General features: G+C 56.7%; 20 protein-coding genes and 1 tRNA gene. 17 read left to right on the top strand and 4 right to left on the bottom strand.

Features of this window, described 5'->3' with window-relative positions; translation table 11 throughout:
• Positions 1–69: 69 nt before the first annotated feature.
• Positions 70–537, bottom strand: a complete 468-nt coding sequence (locus ACIQZK_RS05015; RefSeq protein ID WP_395635154.1) for an Lrp/AsnC family transcriptional regulator — start codon at positions 535–537, stop codon at positions 70–72.
• A gap of 130 nt (positions 538–667) precedes the next feature.
• Here ACIQZK_RS05015 and ald point away from each other — a divergent pair, with 130 nt between their 5' ends.
• Together ald and ACIQZK_RS05005 are read left to right on the top strand one after the other, a co-directional pair.
• Positions 668–1,795, top strand: a complete 1,128-nt coding sequence (gene ald, locus ACIQZK_RS05010) for an alanine dehydrogenase (protein ID WP_397575171.1) — start codon at positions 668–670, stop codon at positions 1,793–1,795.
• A gap of 31 nt (positions 1,796–1,826) precedes the next feature.
• Complete coding sequence (locus ACIQZK_RS05005; protein ID WP_397575170.1) at positions 1,827–2,843, top strand: LacI family DNA-binding transcriptional regulator; 1,017 nt, start codon at positions 1,827–1,829, stop codon at positions 2,841–2,843.
• A gap of 58 nt (positions 2,844–2,901) precedes the next feature.
• Here ACIQZK_RS05005 and ACIQZK_RS05000 read toward each other — a convergent pair.
• A tRNA-Tyr gene (locus ACIQZK_RS05000) sits at positions 2,902–2,987 on the bottom strand.
• A 144-nt stretch (positions 2,988–3,131) separates the two neighbouring features.
• Between ACIQZK_RS05000 and rlmB the strand changes: the two genes are divergently transcribed.
• The 3 genes from rlmB (at position 3,132) to ACIQZK_RS04985 (ending at position 5,546) form a co-directional block, all read left to right on the top strand.
• Positions 3,132–3,890, top strand: a complete 759-nt coding sequence (gene rlmB, locus ACIQZK_RS04995) for a 23S rRNA (guanosine(2251)-2'-O)-methyltransferase RlmB (protein WP_324477419.1) — start codon at positions 3,132–3,134, stop codon at positions 3,888–3,890.
• Positions 3,891–3,979: 89 nt separating this feature from the next.
• The gene (locus ACIQZK_RS04990; RefSeq protein ID WP_397575169.1) at positions 3,980–4,603 is read left to right on the top strand and encodes a DNA-3-methyladenine glycosylase family protein; all 624 of its coding nucleotides are present in this window, start codon (positions 3,980–3,982) and stop codon (positions 4,601–4,603) included.
• A gap of 121 nt (positions 4,604–4,724) precedes the next feature.
• On the top strand, positions 4,725–5,546 hold the full coding sequence (locus ACIQZK_RS04985) for an SDR family oxidoreductase (RefSeq protein ID WP_397575168.1): 822 nt from the start codon (positions 4,725–4,727) through the stop codon (positions 5,544–5,546).
• Here the strand turns inward: ACIQZK_RS04985 and ACIQZK_RS04980 are convergent.
• Positions 5,527–5,826, bottom strand: coding sequence for a 4a-hydroxytetrahydrobiopterin dehydratase (locus ACIQZK_RS04980; protein WP_395635172.1), 300 nt, complete (start codon positions 5,824–5,826; stop codon positions 5,527–5,529). The genes ACIQZK_RS04985 and ACIQZK_RS04980 overlap by 20 nt on opposite strands.
• 49 nt (positions 5,827–5,875) lie before the next feature.
• Here ACIQZK_RS04980 and ccmA point away from each other — a divergent pair, with 49 nt between their 5' ends.
• The gene (gene ccmA, locus ACIQZK_RS04975; protein ID WP_397575167.1) at positions 5,876–6,487 is read left to right on the top strand and encodes a heme ABC exporter ATP-binding protein CcmA; all 612 of its coding nucleotides are present in this window, start codon (positions 5,876–5,878) and stop codon (positions 6,485–6,487) included.
• Positions 6,484–7,131, top strand: coding sequence for a heme exporter protein CcmB (locus tag ACIQZK_RS04970; RefSeq protein WP_397575166.1), 648 nt, complete (start codon positions 6,484–6,486; stop codon positions 7,129–7,131). The genes ccmA and ACIQZK_RS04970 overlap by 4 nt, the downstream gene beginning before the upstream one ends.
• Positions 7,132–7,183: 52 nt before the next feature.
• Here the strand turns inward: ACIQZK_RS04970 and ACIQZK_RS04965 are convergent, their stop codons facing one another.
• Positions 7,184–8,008 (bottom strand): SDR family NAD(P)-dependent oxidoreductase, encoded by an 825-nt coding sequence (locus ACIQZK_RS04965; protein WP_397575165.1) that lies wholly within the window; start codon positions 8,006–8,008, stop codon positions 7,184–7,186.
• Positions 8,009–8,105: 97 nt separating this feature from the next.
• Here ACIQZK_RS04965 and ACIQZK_RS04960 point away from each other — a divergent pair, with 97 nt between their 5' ends.
• The 10 genes from ACIQZK_RS04960 (at position 8,106) to ybeY (ending at position 15,045) form a co-directional block, all read left to right on the top strand.
• Positions 8,106–8,681, top strand: a complete 576-nt coding sequence (locus ACIQZK_RS04960) for a NifU family protein (RefSeq protein WP_397575164.1) — start codon at positions 8,106–8,108, stop codon at positions 8,679–8,681.
• A 23-nt stretch (positions 8,682–8,704) separates the two neighbouring features.
• On the top strand, positions 8,705–9,295 hold the full coding sequence (locus ACIQZK_RS04955; protein ID WP_397575163.1) for a malonic semialdehyde reductase: 591 nt from the start codon (positions 8,705–8,707) through the stop codon (positions 9,293–9,295).
• Positions 9,296–9,316: 21 nt separating this feature from the next.
• Positions 9,317–9,925 carry a tRNA (adenosine(37)-N6)-threonylcarbamoyltransferase complex dimerization subunit type 1 TsaB gene (tsaB, locus tag ACIQZK_RS04950; RefSeq protein WP_397575162.1) on the top strand — a complete coding sequence of 203 codons (609 nt, stop codon included), beginning with the start codon at positions 9,317–9,319 and terminating at the stop codon, positions 9,923–9,925.
• A 41-nt stretch (positions 9,926–9,966) separates the two neighbouring features.
• Positions 9,967–10,377 carry a GNAT family N-acetyltransferase gene (locus ACIQZK_RS04945; protein ID WP_397575161.1) on the top strand — a complete coding sequence of 137 codons (411 nt, stop codon included), beginning with the start codon at positions 9,967–9,969 and terminating at the stop codon, positions 10,375–10,377.
• A gap of 108 nt (positions 10,378–10,485) precedes the next feature.
• Positions 10,486–10,920: a MucR family transcriptional regulator gene (locus tag ACIQZK_RS04940; protein ID WP_397575160.1), complete on the top strand. Its 435-nt coding sequence runs from the start codon at positions 10,486–10,488 to the stop codon at positions 10,918–10,920.
• Positions 10,921–11,011: 91 nt separating this feature from the next.
• Positions 11,012–11,434, top strand: coding sequence for a Fur family transcriptional regulator (locus ACIQZK_RS04935; protein ID WP_295492172.1), 423 nt, complete (start codon positions 11,012–11,014; stop codon positions 11,432–11,434).
• Positions 11,406–12,206, top strand: a complete 801-nt coding sequence (locus ACIQZK_RS04930) for a lysophospholipid acyltransferase family protein (RefSeq protein ID WP_397575159.1) — start codon at positions 11,406–11,408, stop codon at positions 12,204–12,206. The genes ACIQZK_RS04935 and ACIQZK_RS04930 overlap by 29 nt, the downstream gene beginning before the upstream one ends.
• A gap of 9 nt (positions 12,207–12,215) precedes the next feature.
• The gene (miaB, locus tag ACIQZK_RS04925) at positions 12,216–13,550 is read left to right on the top strand and encodes a tRNA (N6-isopentenyl adenosine(37)-C2)-methylthiotransferase MiaB (RefSeq protein ID WP_397575158.1); all 1,335 of its coding nucleotides are present in this window, start codon (positions 12,216–12,218) and stop codon (positions 13,548–13,550) included.
• On the top strand, positions 13,551–14,546 hold the full coding sequence (locus ACIQZK_RS04920; RefSeq protein ID WP_183940254.1) for a PhoH family protein: 996 nt from the start codon (positions 13,551–13,553) through the stop codon (positions 14,544–14,546). It begins immediately after the preceding gene.
• Positions 14,539–15,045 carry an rRNA maturation RNase YbeY gene (ybeY, locus tag ACIQZK_RS04915; RefSeq protein WP_397575157.1) on the top strand — a complete coding sequence of 169 codons (507 nt, stop codon included), beginning with the start codon at positions 14,539–14,541 and terminating at the stop codon, positions 15,043–15,045. Before ACIQZK_RS04920 ends, ybeY begins: the two co-directional genes overlap by 8 nt.
• The last annotated feature ends 20 nt before the right edge of the window (positions 15,046–15,065 follow it).

Raw genomic sequence — 15,065 nt, 5'->3', positions numbered from 1 at the left:
GTAACGCCGCACAAATTCTGCGAATGGTCGGGATGTTGCAAGCCTGCCGGTCGGTGCGCTTTTATGCGATCAGTCAAAAAGCCGCGGCGGGACGGTGCGGTTGACGACTTCGCGCAATGCAAATGCAGTTTCGATACGCGCGACCCTTGGCAATCGCGCAATTTCCTGCCGGTGAATGAGCTCATAATCCTCAATCGATGCGGCGCGCACGACGAGCAGATAATCATTCCGGCCGCTCATCAGGTGGCACCGGATGGTCGACGGACTTCCCACCACGGCGGCTTCAAATGCCGCCATTGCCTCTTCGCTCTGGCTATCGAGCGTGATGGTGACCATCACCGTTGCCGCGAGCCCAAGTTTGCGAAGGTTCACATCCGCGCGGTAGCCACGCAGGATCCCATCATCTTCCAATGATTTTTGCCGACGCGCCGCCGCGCTTGGCGACAGGCCGGCAGCTTCGCCCAATTCCGCCTGCGTCGCCCGTCCGTTCTGCACGAGTGCGCCCAATAATTTACGGTCTGTTCGATCAAGTTGCATAAATTTTCCATTTATATATTCAATATCGCCGATTCTATGCGTCTATTCACACAAATAGTCGAATCTTTGCACAGTATCGTCATATCGAAGATGCTATTTCCGCGACAGATAATTTTTCAGGAGTGAGATTATGCGTGTCGGCGTCCCCAGCGAAATCAAGGTGCATGAATATCGTGTCGGCTTAACCCCCGGCGCGGTTCGTGAATATGTCGCCCACGGCCATCAGGTTGTCGTGCAATCGGGCGCAGGCGCGGGCATCATGGCAAGCGACGATGCTTATCGCGCAGCGGGTGCCGAAATCGCCGCGACAGCCGCAGAAATCTTCGCTGGCTGCGACATGATCGTAAAGGTCAAGGAACCCCAGCCGAGCGAGTGGGTCTTGCTACGCCCCGGCCAGTTGCTTTTCACGTATCTCCACCTCGCCCCAGATCCTGAGCAGGCCAAAGGCTTAATCGCCAGCGGTTGCACCGCAATTGCTTATGAAACCGTCACCGATGACAAGGGCACCCTGCCCCTGTTGGCGCCCATGAGCGAAGTCGCTGGCCGCTTGGCCATTGAGGCAGCGGGCGAAGCGATGCGTCGCAGCAAGGGCGGCGCAGGCATATTACTTGGCGGCGTTCCCGGTGTGCCCGCGGGCCGCGTTACCGTTCTTGGCGGCGGCGTTGTCGGCACCCATGCCGCGCGTATGGCCGTTGGCCTTGGCGCAGAAGTCACCATCGTTGACCGCTCAATCCCCCGCCTTCGCCAGTTGGATGAACTGTTCAACGGACGGGTGCGTACCCGCTATTCAACGCTGGAAACCATTGACCATGAAATCAGCATCGCCGACGCCGTGATTGGTGCCGTCCTTATCCCCGGCGCAAGCGCGCCCAAGCTGGTCACCCGCGAAATGTTGAAACGGATGAAGCCCGGTTCGGTTCTGGTCGATGTCGCGATTGACCAAGGCGGCTGCTTTGAAACCAGCCATGCCACCACGCATGCCGAGCCGACCTATGTCGTTGATGGCATTATCCATTATTGCGTGGCCAATATGCCCGGCGCCGTTCCGCAAACCAGCGCGGCTGCGCTCAACAACGCGACATTGCCATATGGCCTCGCGCTGGCAAGCAAGGGTACCGCCGCGCTTGATGGCAGCACGGAAACGGGTCGTGGCTTGCTCGCCGGTTTGAACGTACATCACGGCAAGGTGACGAGCCAAGCCGTTGCCGAAAGCCTTGGCCTTGATTTTGTCACGCCAGTGTCCGCGCTCGCCGCGTGACTTGCGCAGGTTCAGGTGCTAACAGCGCCGCATGGGCAAAGAAGGGCGAATAACGGCGCATCAAATCGCCGCGATGCTAGGGGTGTCACAACCCACAGTTTCGCGGGCGTTGCGCGGTGATAAAAAGGTAAATGAAGTCACGCGTGCCCGCATTGTCGCGCTCGCCAACGAACTTAATTACTCGGTCGACCACAACGCCCTTCGCCTGCGCACGCAGCAAACTTACTCCATTGCGCTGGTTATTCTGTGCCGGCGCGGAGAGAATAAAGCCAACATCAATCCATTTTATCTATCGCTGTTGGGCTGCATCGCGGCATCCGCGTCTGAGCGCGGCTACAATCTCATCGTTTCGTTTCAGGATTCGCCGGCTAACTTCTTCGCCAATTACACCGGTAGCAGACAGGCGGACGGATTGATTGTCATCGGCAGCGGTCAGAATATTGAAGGCTGGCAGTTTTTTGGTGAATATGCGCGGCACAAAACACCGATGATCTGCTGGGGCGCCAGCAAAGAAGATCTGCTGTCGATTAAAAGCGACAATGCGCAGGGTGCAAGGCTTGCCATTGAACATTTGCTGTCCAGCGGATGCCAGAAAATTGCCTATATTGGCCCGACGAACAGCGAACAGCCGCCATTTCAGGATCGGCTGACAACCTATATGGCGGTGATGGCGCAAAAGGGCATGCCGACCATCTGCCCACCACTTCCCGAAAACGCGGTGCGCGAAGACCAAGGCTATGCAGCCGTCAACGGCCTGATCCGCGATAAGGTCGATTTTGACGGTCTGTTCTGCGCCAATGACTTTATCGCTCTGGGTGCGATGCGTGCGCTTGATGAACAGCATATCGCGGTCGGCACCGACGTGCGCGTCATCGGCTTTGATGGCATTGCAACCGGCGCCTATGCACAACCACCTCTCACCACAATTGAGCAGGACTATGTTCAGGCCGGCGAAATGCTGGTGGAGGCACTGATTGCTGTATTGAAGGGCGATGCACCCAACATCGCACCTGTGCCGGTTAAGCTGCTGAAGCGCGGAACCGCTTAAGCGCCCAACTCAAGCGCAGCGACAGAGTCACTGTATAACAATCGCTTATTCGGAAAAATGGTGGACAGGGCTGGATTCGAACCAGCGTACGGAAAACCGGGCAGATTTACAGTCTGCTGCCTTTAACCACTCGGCCACCTGTCCACTTCTTTGACGGGGCATTATGCCAAAGCATAAGGGCCGGTCCCGACGAAGAAGCAGCCCAATGGCGAAACGGCCCTTGCCTGTCAATGCCTCAAGTGGGAAAGGGGCCTATATCGTCTTCTTTTTCATCAACAGGTGTTTCAAATGTCTTCCCATAAGAGCCAGCGCCGTCGCGGCGCTGCAGTTTCCAGCGGCAATCCCAAATTTTATGGCCGTCACGCCGTATATGCTGCGCTTGATAATCCCGATCGGCGACTCATCAATCTGTGGGGCACACGCGAAGAAATCGGCAAAATCGTCATTCCCGACGGGCTGACGGTCCAATATGCCGAGGTGAATGATTTGGCGCGCTTTGTACCGAAAGATGCACCGCATCAGGGCCTCGTGCTTGAAGTTGCGCCATTGGAGGACGTCTGGCTGACCGATGCGCTTGCGGTCGACAATGATGACAATCGCCCGTTGCTGATCCTCGACCAGGTCACGGATCCCCACAATGTCGGCGCGATATTCCGCACGGCCGCGGCATTCAATGCAGTCGCCGTTGTGACGCAGGACCGGCACGCGCCACCAGAATCGGGGGCATTGGCAAAGGCGGCTTCCGGCGGGCTTGAAATCACCCCATGGGTCCGCGTTGTTAATCTGGCCCGTGCGTTGGAAGAAATTGCTGAGGCCGGATATTGGCGAATCGGTCTGTCGGGCCATGCCAGCGTGACGTTGGACGAAGCGCTGACGCCGGGCCGCAACGCGCTTGTTCTGGGCGCTGAAGGCGATGGCATGCGTCGTAACATTGAAGAGCATTGTGACCAGCTGGCGAAGTTGCCAATCAGCGAACACATGGAGTCGTTGAACGTGTCGAACGCTGCGGCGATCGCATTATATGCGGCAACCGTCCGGCGGGGCTAAACAAGGACAGCAAACATGCGGCAGAATCGCGTAAATTTGGGGATGAAGGTCGCTGCTACGCCCATGGCGTTGTTGGGCGGAGCGCGCTGATGGGTATTCCTGCTGCACAATTGCATGCTGCCCTTGATGCACTGGCGGCGCTTGAACCGGGCATAAAGCAGGCGCTTGCGGTTACGGGTTACCCGGACGAGCGCATCCGGGAACCGGGCTATGCGACATTGCTGCGTACGATTGTCGGGCAACAGGTGAGCGTCGCGGCAGCCGCATCGGTGTGGAACAAGCTTGAAGCGCTTATTGGTCCAGACTGCCCGCCGGACAAGTTATTGGCGCAAGATTTCGACGCCTTGCGAGCGTGCGGGTTGAGCCGACAGAAACAGGGCTATGCGCGTTCGCTTGCCGAACTCGTGCTGTCGGGTGAATTGCCGCTCAATGCCCTGCCCGCCGATGATGAGGAGGCAATTACCTACCTCACCCGCGTAAAGGGCATTGGCCGCTGGTCTGCGGAGATATATTTGCTGTTTGCCGAGGGCCGGACCGACATTTGGCCCGCGGGCGACCTTGCTGTGCAAGAAGGCGTGGGCCGTTTGCTGAAGCTGGATGCGCGGCCATCGGAAAAAGATATACGCGTCATCGCCGAACGCTGGCGCCCGTATCGCGGCGCGGCTGCCATTTTTACATGGCACATTTACGCCAAGGGGTTTCAGGCGATTTGATAACGGACGAGAGCTTAAGTCCGATCTTCAGTCCAAGCAAAGCCGCGGCCGCAATATTCAGTTGACCTTTCGGGTAAATTGATGTGGCTGACAGACATGTGAATAAGGGAGAGCCGAAATTATGTCCGAAACGCAAAAAAGCATTTTCATCACTGGCGCCGCGTCGGGTTTAGGACGCGAAGTTGCGCGTTACTTTGCCAATGTCGGTTGGTTCGTGGGCCTTGCTGACGTCAATGAAAAGGGCATCGACGAAACCGCGGCTTTATTGCCAGCCGGCCAATGGTCGCGCCACCGCCTTGATGTGACCGATCGTGCACAGTGGAAAGCCGCCGTCGCCGACTTTGCCAAGCACACAAATGGCCACATGACGGTATTGTTCAACAATGCAGGTATTGGATCGGGCGGACCTATTCAGGACATGACCGACGAGGATATCGACAAGATGATCGCCATCAACCTGACTGGCGTTATCAGCGGAACCCGCGCATGTTTTGATCTGTTGAAAAATACACCTGATGCCTGCGTCCTCTACACCAGCTCAGCTGCTGGCATCTACGGATCGGCTGGACTTAGCGTATATAGCGCGACCAAGTTCGCGGTGCGCGGCCTTGCCGAAGCGCATGACATTGAATGGCGCCCATTGGGAATCAAGGCCCGCAGCCTCATGCCCGGCTTTATCGACACCAACATCATTGGCGCGGTTGATGCAAACAGCAACATGACCGGCAAGGAAAGATTGCAATCGGCTGGCGTCGAAGTGAGCCCCGTCTCCATCATCGGCCCAGCTGCATGGGAAGCCATCCACGGTGACAAGGTCCACACGCCCGTCAACAAAATGGCGAAGCAACTTGCTTTTTCGGCCCGTTGGTTCCCGAACCGGCTGCGCAAACAATTGGGCTTGCTGGGCGGTTTAGGCGATGTGGTTAAGCCGTCGGCGCAATAGCGTCGATGGCCGAGGCCAGATCAACGTCGCGCCGCGATAAGCCGCCCGCATCATGCGTTGTCAGCAATATCTCAACACGGTTGTACACGTTGAACCATTCGGGATGATGGTCCGCTTTTTCGGCAAGGATTGCGACGCGCGCCATGAAACCGAAGGCTTCGGCAAAATCCGCAAAGCGCAACGTGCGCCTTATCCCTTTTGCATCAGCGTCATAGGACCACAAAGGCAGCTGTTCCAAAACCGCCGCGCGATCCGCTTCATCGAGCCTTGAAACCTGCATAACGTCATCCTGATTTTGCAATTGATGGAATTCATGCCTAAGTCGTCAAATGTCGTCACGTCAAGCGCCCTTGCCGTCCCTCAACGTTGAGAATGTCGCGGTTATCCGCGGCAACCGCCTCGTGCTGCGCGGACTTTCGGTTACTGCGCGCAGTGGTGATATCATTTGGGTACGCGGCGCAAATGGGTGCGGCAAATCCACGCTCCTTCGGCTCATCGCGGGTCTGTTACATGCGACCGCCGGGTCGATGAAGACGGACGGCCGGATTGCCCTCGCCGATGAAAATCTCGCGCTTGATCCAAATTTGGCGGTCGAAAAAGCCCTCATGTTCTGGGCGGATATGGACGGCGCGTCTGCGGATGCGCGCGGCGCGGCATTGGCGGACATGGATTTGCAAGGTCTGGCGCAGGTTCCCGTGCGCTTCCTGTCGACCGGCCAACGCAAACGCGCCAGTATCGCACGCGTGCTCACGTCGAAGGCGGATATCTGGTTGCTCGACGAACCCTATAATGGCTTGGACAGCGCAAGCTGCGCCCGCCTTGACCAAGCCATCACCGCCCACACCGCAACCGGTGGCATAGTGCTCGTCGCGGCCCACCAGCCACCATCGATTAACGTGGCGCACAGCCTCATTCTCGACAGACCAGAGGCCGACGCATGAAGGCATTTACAGCCTTGGTTGCGCGCGATGTGCGTTTGGCATGGACGGGCGGCGGTCTATGGCTGCCGGTGATATTCTATCTCGCCGTTGCGACGCTGTTTCCGTTTGTGACGGGGCCTGACAAAGCGCTCCTTGCACGCACGGGCGGCGGTATATTGTGGATTGCTGCGCTGCTGGCGACGCTCCTGCCGATTGAGCGGCTTATACTTCCGGACCGGCAAGCGGGCATATTGGATCAGCTAGCGATGCGCGGCTGGTCTGACGAATTGGTCGCCACCGCCAAAATCATTGGCCAGATTTTTGCCTTCGCCCTTCCGCTTCTTCTCGCGACGGTTGTGGGTTCCGCACTCATCGGATTGCCTGAGGCGCAATTGGGGACGTTGTTGCTTGGCCTTGCCTTAGCACTACCCGCGCTTTCCGGGCTATCAGTCACCATCGCAGCGCTGACGGCGGGTCTTAGCGGAGCGAGCGCGCTGGGCGGGCTTTTGCTCGTGCCCATCACGATACCGTTGCTGATCTTTGGCGCGGGCACATTGTCGGAAAATCCCGGCAACGCGATGCAGCTGCTTGCGGCGACTGCGCTCGCAATTACAGCCTTATCGCCCTTTGCCGCCGGCGCGGCGTTACGCGCAGGCCGGACTTAAGGAAAAAACTTACCTGTCGCGGGGCTCATGTGCGGCCCCGTCGTCAGACAGATTAGCGCGCCGCGATTTTCTGCGCATAGCCGTCGGCGACCATCGCTTCGACCATGTCGAACAGCTTTTCGGGATCCTGCGCGCGCAGCACGGGAATGCCTGCCTCCATCCCTTCGGCGATAACAATCTCGCGCTTTCCGGCGTCAACCGCATCCCAAATCGTGGTTGCGACGACATCTGGATCGATACCGTTATCGATGGCAGCATCGCTTGTGCCACGCACCGTTCCATCGGCATTCAATGCATTGCGCGATACGTTGGTCCGCACAGAACCCGGCGCGACGACGAGCACTTTGACGCCCTGCCCTGCAACTTCGCTGCGCAACGCATCGGCATATCCGATGAGGCCGTGTTTCGCCGCGCAATAGGCCGTCCGCATAGGGATGCCTGCTTTACCTGCGACACTGGAGATCATGATAATCTGGCCATGTCCATTTGAAACCAAATGCCCCAAAAGCGCTTGCGTCAGCGCAATCGGCGCAAGCAAGTCTACATCAACAATCCGCTGGTAAACCGACAGATCGGTGTCGATGGCGGGTGAGCGCTGCGAAATGCCCGCATTATTGACCAACACATCGATCTTGCCCTGATAGGCAATGGCTTCAGCGACTTTTGATGGCAACGCCGCATAATCGACGGTGTCGAATGGCAGAATGAAGCAGCGCTCGGGCGCGCCGGTAGCATGCGCAACGCGTTCCAGTTCAGCGACATTTCGGCCTGACAGCACGGCATGGCCGCCGCTTCCGACAAATGCTTTGACCAGCGCCTCCCCTATCCCCGACGATGCGCCCGTTATCCAGGCTGTTTTATGCGACTGATCGACCATTTCTACTCTCCTTTTGGCGTGCTTGGTCAACCGTGGCTTCGCCCCTGTCAAGACATTCTGGCTTGCACTTTTACCGCCACCGCACCACATGCGTGAAATGCTGATAGAAACTGAACTGACCCCGAACCCCGCCACTATCAAATTTCTGCCCGGCCGCGCCGTGATGGAAAATGGAACGCGGGATTTTGCCGCCCCTGAAGAGGCTGAAGCCTCCCCATTGGCGGAGGCACTTTTCGCACTTGGTGATGTCACCGGAGTATTTTTTGGGCGCGAATTTATTTCGGTCACTGCTGCACCCGGGACAGAATGGTCCAACCTGAAACCAGACGTACTTGCCATTTTGCTCGACCATTTTAGCGCAAACATGCCGCTTTTCAAACCAGCTGCCGCCGGCTTTGCTGTTCCATCGGCAGATGCGGATTACCCGCTCGATGATCCAGAAGATGCCGACATTGTTGTCCAGATCAAGGAATTGATCGAAACGCGTATCCGTCCTGCCGTTGCCAATGACGGCGGAGACATCGTCTACCGCGGCTTTCAAAAGGGCATCGTCTTTTTGCAGATGCAGGGCGCATGCGCCGGTTGCCCCTCTTCTTCGGCAACACTGAAAAATGGCATTGAACAATTGCTGAAGCATTATGTGCCCGAAGTCGTCGAAGTGCGTGCCGCCTAAACTCCCCGCCTGAAAGAAATTTTATGTCCGAAGCATTAAACAACGTCGCGCTTGATCAACTGTTCCGTGAAGCCCGCAGCTACAATGGGTATCTGGACAAGCCCGTGTCGCACGCGCAGCTTGAGGGCATTTGGGACCTGATGAAATTTGGTCCGACATCTGCGAACTGTCTTCCCGCGCGCATCATCTGGTGCACATCCACCGAAGCCAAACAAAAGCTGGCGGCATGCACGATGCCGTCGAATGGCGACAAAATTCTGCAAGCGCCTGTCACGGCGATTATCGGAATGGACCTCGAATTTTACGAACAGCTTCCCGAATTGTTTCCTCATGCCGATGCCCGCAGCTGGTTTGCCGGCAACGACGTGGCCATTGAAAAAACGGCGTTTCGGAACAGCAGCTTGCAAGGCGCCTATTTGATGCTGGCCGCGCGTGCATTGGGGTTGGATACCGGCCCAATGTCAGGTTTTGACAATGCCGCTGTCGACAAGGCATTTTTTGCCGGAACTAACGTCCAGTCGAATTTCATCTGTACGCTTGGCTATGGCGACACAGCGAGCATTTTTGCACGCAGCCCGCGCCCTGAATTTAACCGCTTCAATCAGGTCGCCTAACCTAAACGGCCGCAGGCGATCATGCGCACATTGGTCATCGATACCGCCACACGGGCGTGCTCAGTTGCGTTGTTCGATGGCAAGCAATTGCTGGCCGCCCAGCATGAAGTGATTGGCCGCGGGCATGCCGAACGCTTGCTTCCGCTCATCGCCGCGTTGCCGGATAACGGCAAAGCCGATCAGATCATGGTGGATGTTGGTCCCGGCAGCTTCACAGGCATCCGTGTGGGCGTCGCAGCCGCCAAAGCATTGGGTTTGGCGTGGCACATACCGGTACACGGCTATGGTTGCCTATCCTTGCTGGCAGCGATGGCGCGCGCACAAAGCGCATCACACGCCGCTGTCGATGTCATCATGACAGGCGGCCATGGCGAGTATTTCTTCGAAGCATTTAATGACGCCGGGCATTCCATAGCGCCCGCGCGGTCGGTTTTGCCTGAACTATTGGCGACTGTTGCCGTCGCCGACCATGTTGCCGGCGACATTGCCCCCCAGCGCGCAGATCGGGTGTGGACCGACATTCTGCCTGACGCCCGCGCATGGGCACATCTACCCGACGACCATGCCCTTCCGCCCGTTCCTGTGTATGGAAGGGCGCCAGACGCAAAACCGGCCGCAGTCCGGGCATGATCCACGTCGTTGAAGGCGATGCAAAAGACATTGCGTCCATCATGCCCATCATGTCCGACGCCTTCGACTCCCGATTTGGCGAAGCGTGGACGGCGGCGCAATGCCTGTCCACTTTAGTCCTGCCGGACTGCCAATTGTTACTTGCCAAAGATGGTGACGTGGTATGCGGTTTCGCCATTACGCGCTGGATTTTTGAACATGAAGAATTGCTAATGATTGGCGTTGCACGAAAGTACCAGCGCCAACAGATTGGCCAAAATCTTCTCAGCGACGTGATAAATAGAGGCCAAATCGCCGGCCGGGAGAAATTGTTTCTAGAAGTTCGCGACGGGAACCCTGCATCTTCTTTCTATGTGAAGGCTGGCTTTGCACCGATCGGACGGCGCAAAAATTATTACAAAAGCGCAGAAGGAATAAGTCTAGACGCGATTACGATGTTCATTGATCTTTAATATTTGAAAGCTAGCGGCTTTTCTTGACGACTTCATTTCAAGTCTATATGCATCAGACAAGTCGTAAAATATAAACAAACTATAAAAATGGGTCCAAAGGTTCAAAATATGTCTCAAGAAAGTAACGATACCGCTGAATTGTTAATTACTCTGACCGCCGATATTGTCGCTGCTCATGTCAGCAACAACAGTGTCGCGGTATCGGACGTATCAACTTTAATTGGAAATGTGCACGCGGCACTCGCCGGTCTTTCCGCAACGGCTGCTGCCCCCGAAATAGTTTTGGAACCAGCTGTTGCAGTCCGCAATTCGGTAAAACGCGATTATATTGTCTGCTTGGACGACGGTAAGAAGCTGAAAATGCTGAAGCGCCACCTGATGACCCATTATGGCATGACACCGGATGACTATCGCGCAAAATGGGGTCTGCCCGCCGATTATCCGATGGTTGCACCCGCTTATGCAGAACAACGTCGCGAACTCGCAAAGGCAATCGGCCTTGGTCGTGCACCGGGTTCGGGTCGGAAGAAAAAAATCAAGTAAAGCGGTCAAAGCTTCACTGAAAAATAAGGCCGGAGCATTCTCCGGCCTTTTTCTTTGACGAATCGTGGCGCGGCACTAAATGTGTATCGCGATGGACATTAAAATCGACATTGAAGCTTTGTGTAACGAACGCGGCCTGCGTATTACCGACCAACGCCGCGTCATAGCGCGCGTCATTTCGGATGCGACGGACCATCCTGATGTGGAAGAGCTCTATCGCCGTTCGTCAGCCATCGATCCCAAGATTTCGATCGCCACCGTATATCGGACTGTCCGGTTGTTCGAAGAAGCGGGCATATTGGACCGCCACGATTTTGGGGACGGGCGCGCGCGTTATGAAGCGTCGCCAGAGGCGCATCACGATCACCTCATCGACGTCGAAACCGGCAAAGTTGTCGAATTCGTCGACCCCGAGCTGGAAGCGCTGCAGAAAATTATTGCAGAGCGCCTCGGCTACCGTCTCGTTGACCATCGTATGGAACTCTATGGCGTCGCCATCGACCGCAAGGATTAAACGCCGCAACCCTGCTGCATTTTTAGCTGGCCAGTTTTTGTTTACCGCCCGGCTGCTGCTGATGGCCGCCAGCTTGGTCACGAGCTTGCTCCTCCACAATCTCTGGCGGCTTCTCAAACGGCCATCGCCGTGGCCGCGCCTGTTTCTTCTGTCGATCAGCTGGACCAGCGGTATTGCAACCGCCACGACGGGACACCGGGTGCGCGCGAATGTGTTTTACGCCGCCAACCATCATAGCTGGATCGACATTCCCGTGATGTCGGGTGTTACCGGTTGCACCTTTGTCGCCAATGACGGGATTGAGGGCTGGCCATTGATTGGGTGGCTTTGCAAGATCAACAATACCATCTTTGTGAACCGCGAAAACCGCGCCAGCGTCGGAAATCAGGTGGAAGATCTGCGCGCGGCAATGACCGGCGATCAACCGGTTACGATATTCCCGGAAGGCACAACCCATGACGGTTCGGGCCTTTTGCCGTTCAAACCATCTTTATTTGCCGCACTTGTTCCGCCACCATCCGGCATGCTCGTTCAGCCGGTATTTCTAAGCTACGGGCACCATACCCCGCGTGTGGCGTGGGTCGGCGATGAAAAAGTGACCGAGAATTTCTGGCGGCTTTTGTCCTATCTGAAACCGATTACGGCGACCCTGCATTTTCTGGAGCCGTTTGATCCTCTGCACTACCCCGACCGCAAAGCGATTTCCGCTGAAGTGCGTGCGCGCATAGGTGCAGCGATGGAGGGTGGCGGGGGTGCACGGCGCTATGTATAGACGCGCGCTATGAGCACGGATTCTCCCAAAACCTATTCGATCAAAAATTACGGCTGCCAGATGAACGTCTATGATGGCGAACGCATGGCCGAAATGTTCGAAAGCCAAGGCATGACGCCGGCCGATGAAAAGGCACATGCCGATCTTGTCGTGCTCAACACCTGCCACATTCGCGAAAAAGCGGCAGAGAAGGTCTATTCTGAAATCGGCCGCTTGCGTCGCAAGGACGGCAGCAGCCCAGTCATTGCCGTGGCCGGATGCGTTGCGCAGGCCGAAGGCGGCGAGATTAGCCGCAGAGCGCCCGAAGTGGACATCGTTGTCGGCCCGCAAGCCTATCATAATTTGCCCGAGATGGTTGCCGCGGTCGGACGCGGTGAACGCGTGGTCGACCTTGACCTGCCCGGTCTCGACAAATTCGGCAAACTTCCGGCACGCCGCAAGCAAGCGCCGTCTGCGTTTTTGACGGTTCAGGAAGGCTGCGACAAATTCTGCACCTATTGCGTTGTGCCTTACACGCGCGGCGCGGAGATTTCGCGCGGCTGGAGCGAATTGATTGACGAGGCAAAGGCTATCGTTGACGCGGGGGCCGCAGAAATCACTTTGTTGGGCCAAAACGTCAACGCTTGGGACGGTGAAGACGACAAAGGCCAGTTGCAGGGTCTCGATGGCCTCATCCGCGCGCTCGACAAAATTCCCGGCCTGCGCCGCATCCGCTATATGACGAGCCACCCGAACGACATGACCGAGGGGCTGATTGCTGCGCATGGCGATGTCGAAAAGCTGATGCCGTTCCTGCACCTGCCCGTACAATCGGGTTCGGACCGCATATTAAAGGCAATGAACCGCAGCCACAGCCGCGACAGCTATCTGCGCATTTTGGACCGCGTGCGCACCGTTCGGCCTGACATCGCCTTTTCGGGTGATTTCATCGTCGGCTTTCCGGGCGAGACCGAAGGCGACTTCGAAGACACCATGCGCCTTGTGCGTGAAGTCGGGCATGCGCAGGCATATTCATTCAAATATAGCCCGCGTCCCGGCACGCCCGCCGCCGATATGGCTGACCAGATACCCATGGAAATCATGGACGAACGGCTCCAGCGGTTGCAGGCGCAAATCGTCGCAGATCAAACCGCGTTCAACCGAAATACCGTTGGCAAAACCTGCGATGTTCTTCTCGAACGGCCGGGCAAATTTGATGGCCAATTGATTGGCAAATCACCGTGGCTGCAGTCGGTTCATGTCCTTGCGCCGGACCTTTCTATCGGCAATATTGTTAGCGTTCAGATTACCGATTCTGGCCCCCTTAGCTTAAAAGGTGAACCAACGATGAGAGCAGCCGCCTGAATGGCCAAAAAAGCCCAAGCGCAAGCCGGTGACCTGTCCCGGCTGGAAATGAGCTTCGACAAGCCACATCTTATCAATGCGGTATTTGGCGAATTTGATCGCAACCTGGTGACAATTGAAAACAGGCTTGGCGTTTATATCTCGGCCCGCGGCAATCGCGTCCAAATCGAAGGTGAAGCTGGCGCGATTGGTCGGACACGCGATGTTCTCAACGATATTTATTCGCGCATTTCACGCGGACAAGAAATGGATTCCGAAGCCGTGCAGTCGATTATCGCAATGACCGCCGAACCCACGCTGGAAGGCATATTGCGCAAGGAAGACAATGCCGCCCCCGGCATCATGATCCGCACGCGCAAGAAAACCCTAGTGCCGCGTTCCGCCACGCAAATCCCCTATATGGAGGCATTGGCGCGCGACGAGATTATCTTCGCACTTGGGCCAGCAGGAACCGGAAAAACCTATCTGGCAGTTGCGCAGGCTGTGGCGATGCTGATCACCGGTGCCGTGCAACGCCTCATCCTCTCGCGTCCAGCAGTCGAAGCGGGTGAGCGGCTTGGCTTTTTGCCGGGCGATATGAAGGAAAAGGTCGATCCCTATCTGCGCCCCATTTACGATGCTTTGTACGACTGCCTGCCAGCCGAACAGGTCGAGCGCCGCATTGCGTCCGGTGAAATCGAAATCGCCCCTATCGCCTTCATGCGCGGCCGTACATTGGCCGATGCCTTCATCATTCTCGACGAAGCCCAGAACACAACTGCCGCGCAAATGAAGATGTTCCTGACCCGTTTTGGCATGAACAGCCGCATGGTCATTTGCGGAGACCCGCATCAGGTTGATATCCCCGGTGGTGAACGGATGTCGGGCCTGAATGACGCGGTTCAACGTCTTGAAGGGGTCGATGGCATTCAAACCATCCGCTTCAATAGCAGCGACGTCGTCCGCCATCCCTTGGTCGGACGGATCGTCGATGCCTATGAGGGCGGGCGTGATTGACGTCGAATTAGACATCGGCTTGCCATGGGGCAGCAGCAATTTCGGGCAAAGTGAAGTTGAAAAGGCAGTCGATGCGGCTGTCCGTTTTGCCGCGATACCTGAACTGGCCGACCCGGTCGTCCCGATGAGCGTCAGCGTCAAATTGTCCGACGATGCAGAGGTGCATGCACTGAACCGTGAATGGCGCGAAAAGGACAAGCCAACCAACGTCCTGTCGTTCCCCATGCTCGACGATGACGAAATCGACGCATTGCTGGACGGGACCTATAACGCGCCCGAAATCATGCTGGGTGACATCATCTTGGCATATGAAACCTGCGCTGCAGAAGCGGAGGAAAAGCAAATTTCCGTCGCGGACCATGCCACACATTTGGTGATCCACGGCATGTTGCATTTGCTTGGCCATGACCATGTTGACGACGAAGAGGCCGAAGCCATGGAGGCGTTAGAAGTAAAAGCGCTTGCATCCATGGGGCTTCACAATCCATATGACGCATAATTCAACCAAAAAGAGGCCAA

Source organism: Sphingorhabdus sp., from assembly GCF_044338195.1.
GTDB lineage: Bacteria > Pseudomonadota > Alphaproteobacteria > Sphingomonadales > Sphingomonadaceae > Sphingorhabdus_B.
The sequence above is the reverse complement of the archived record's forward strand: the minus strand, read 5'-3'. Positions and strand labels throughout refer to the sequence as shown.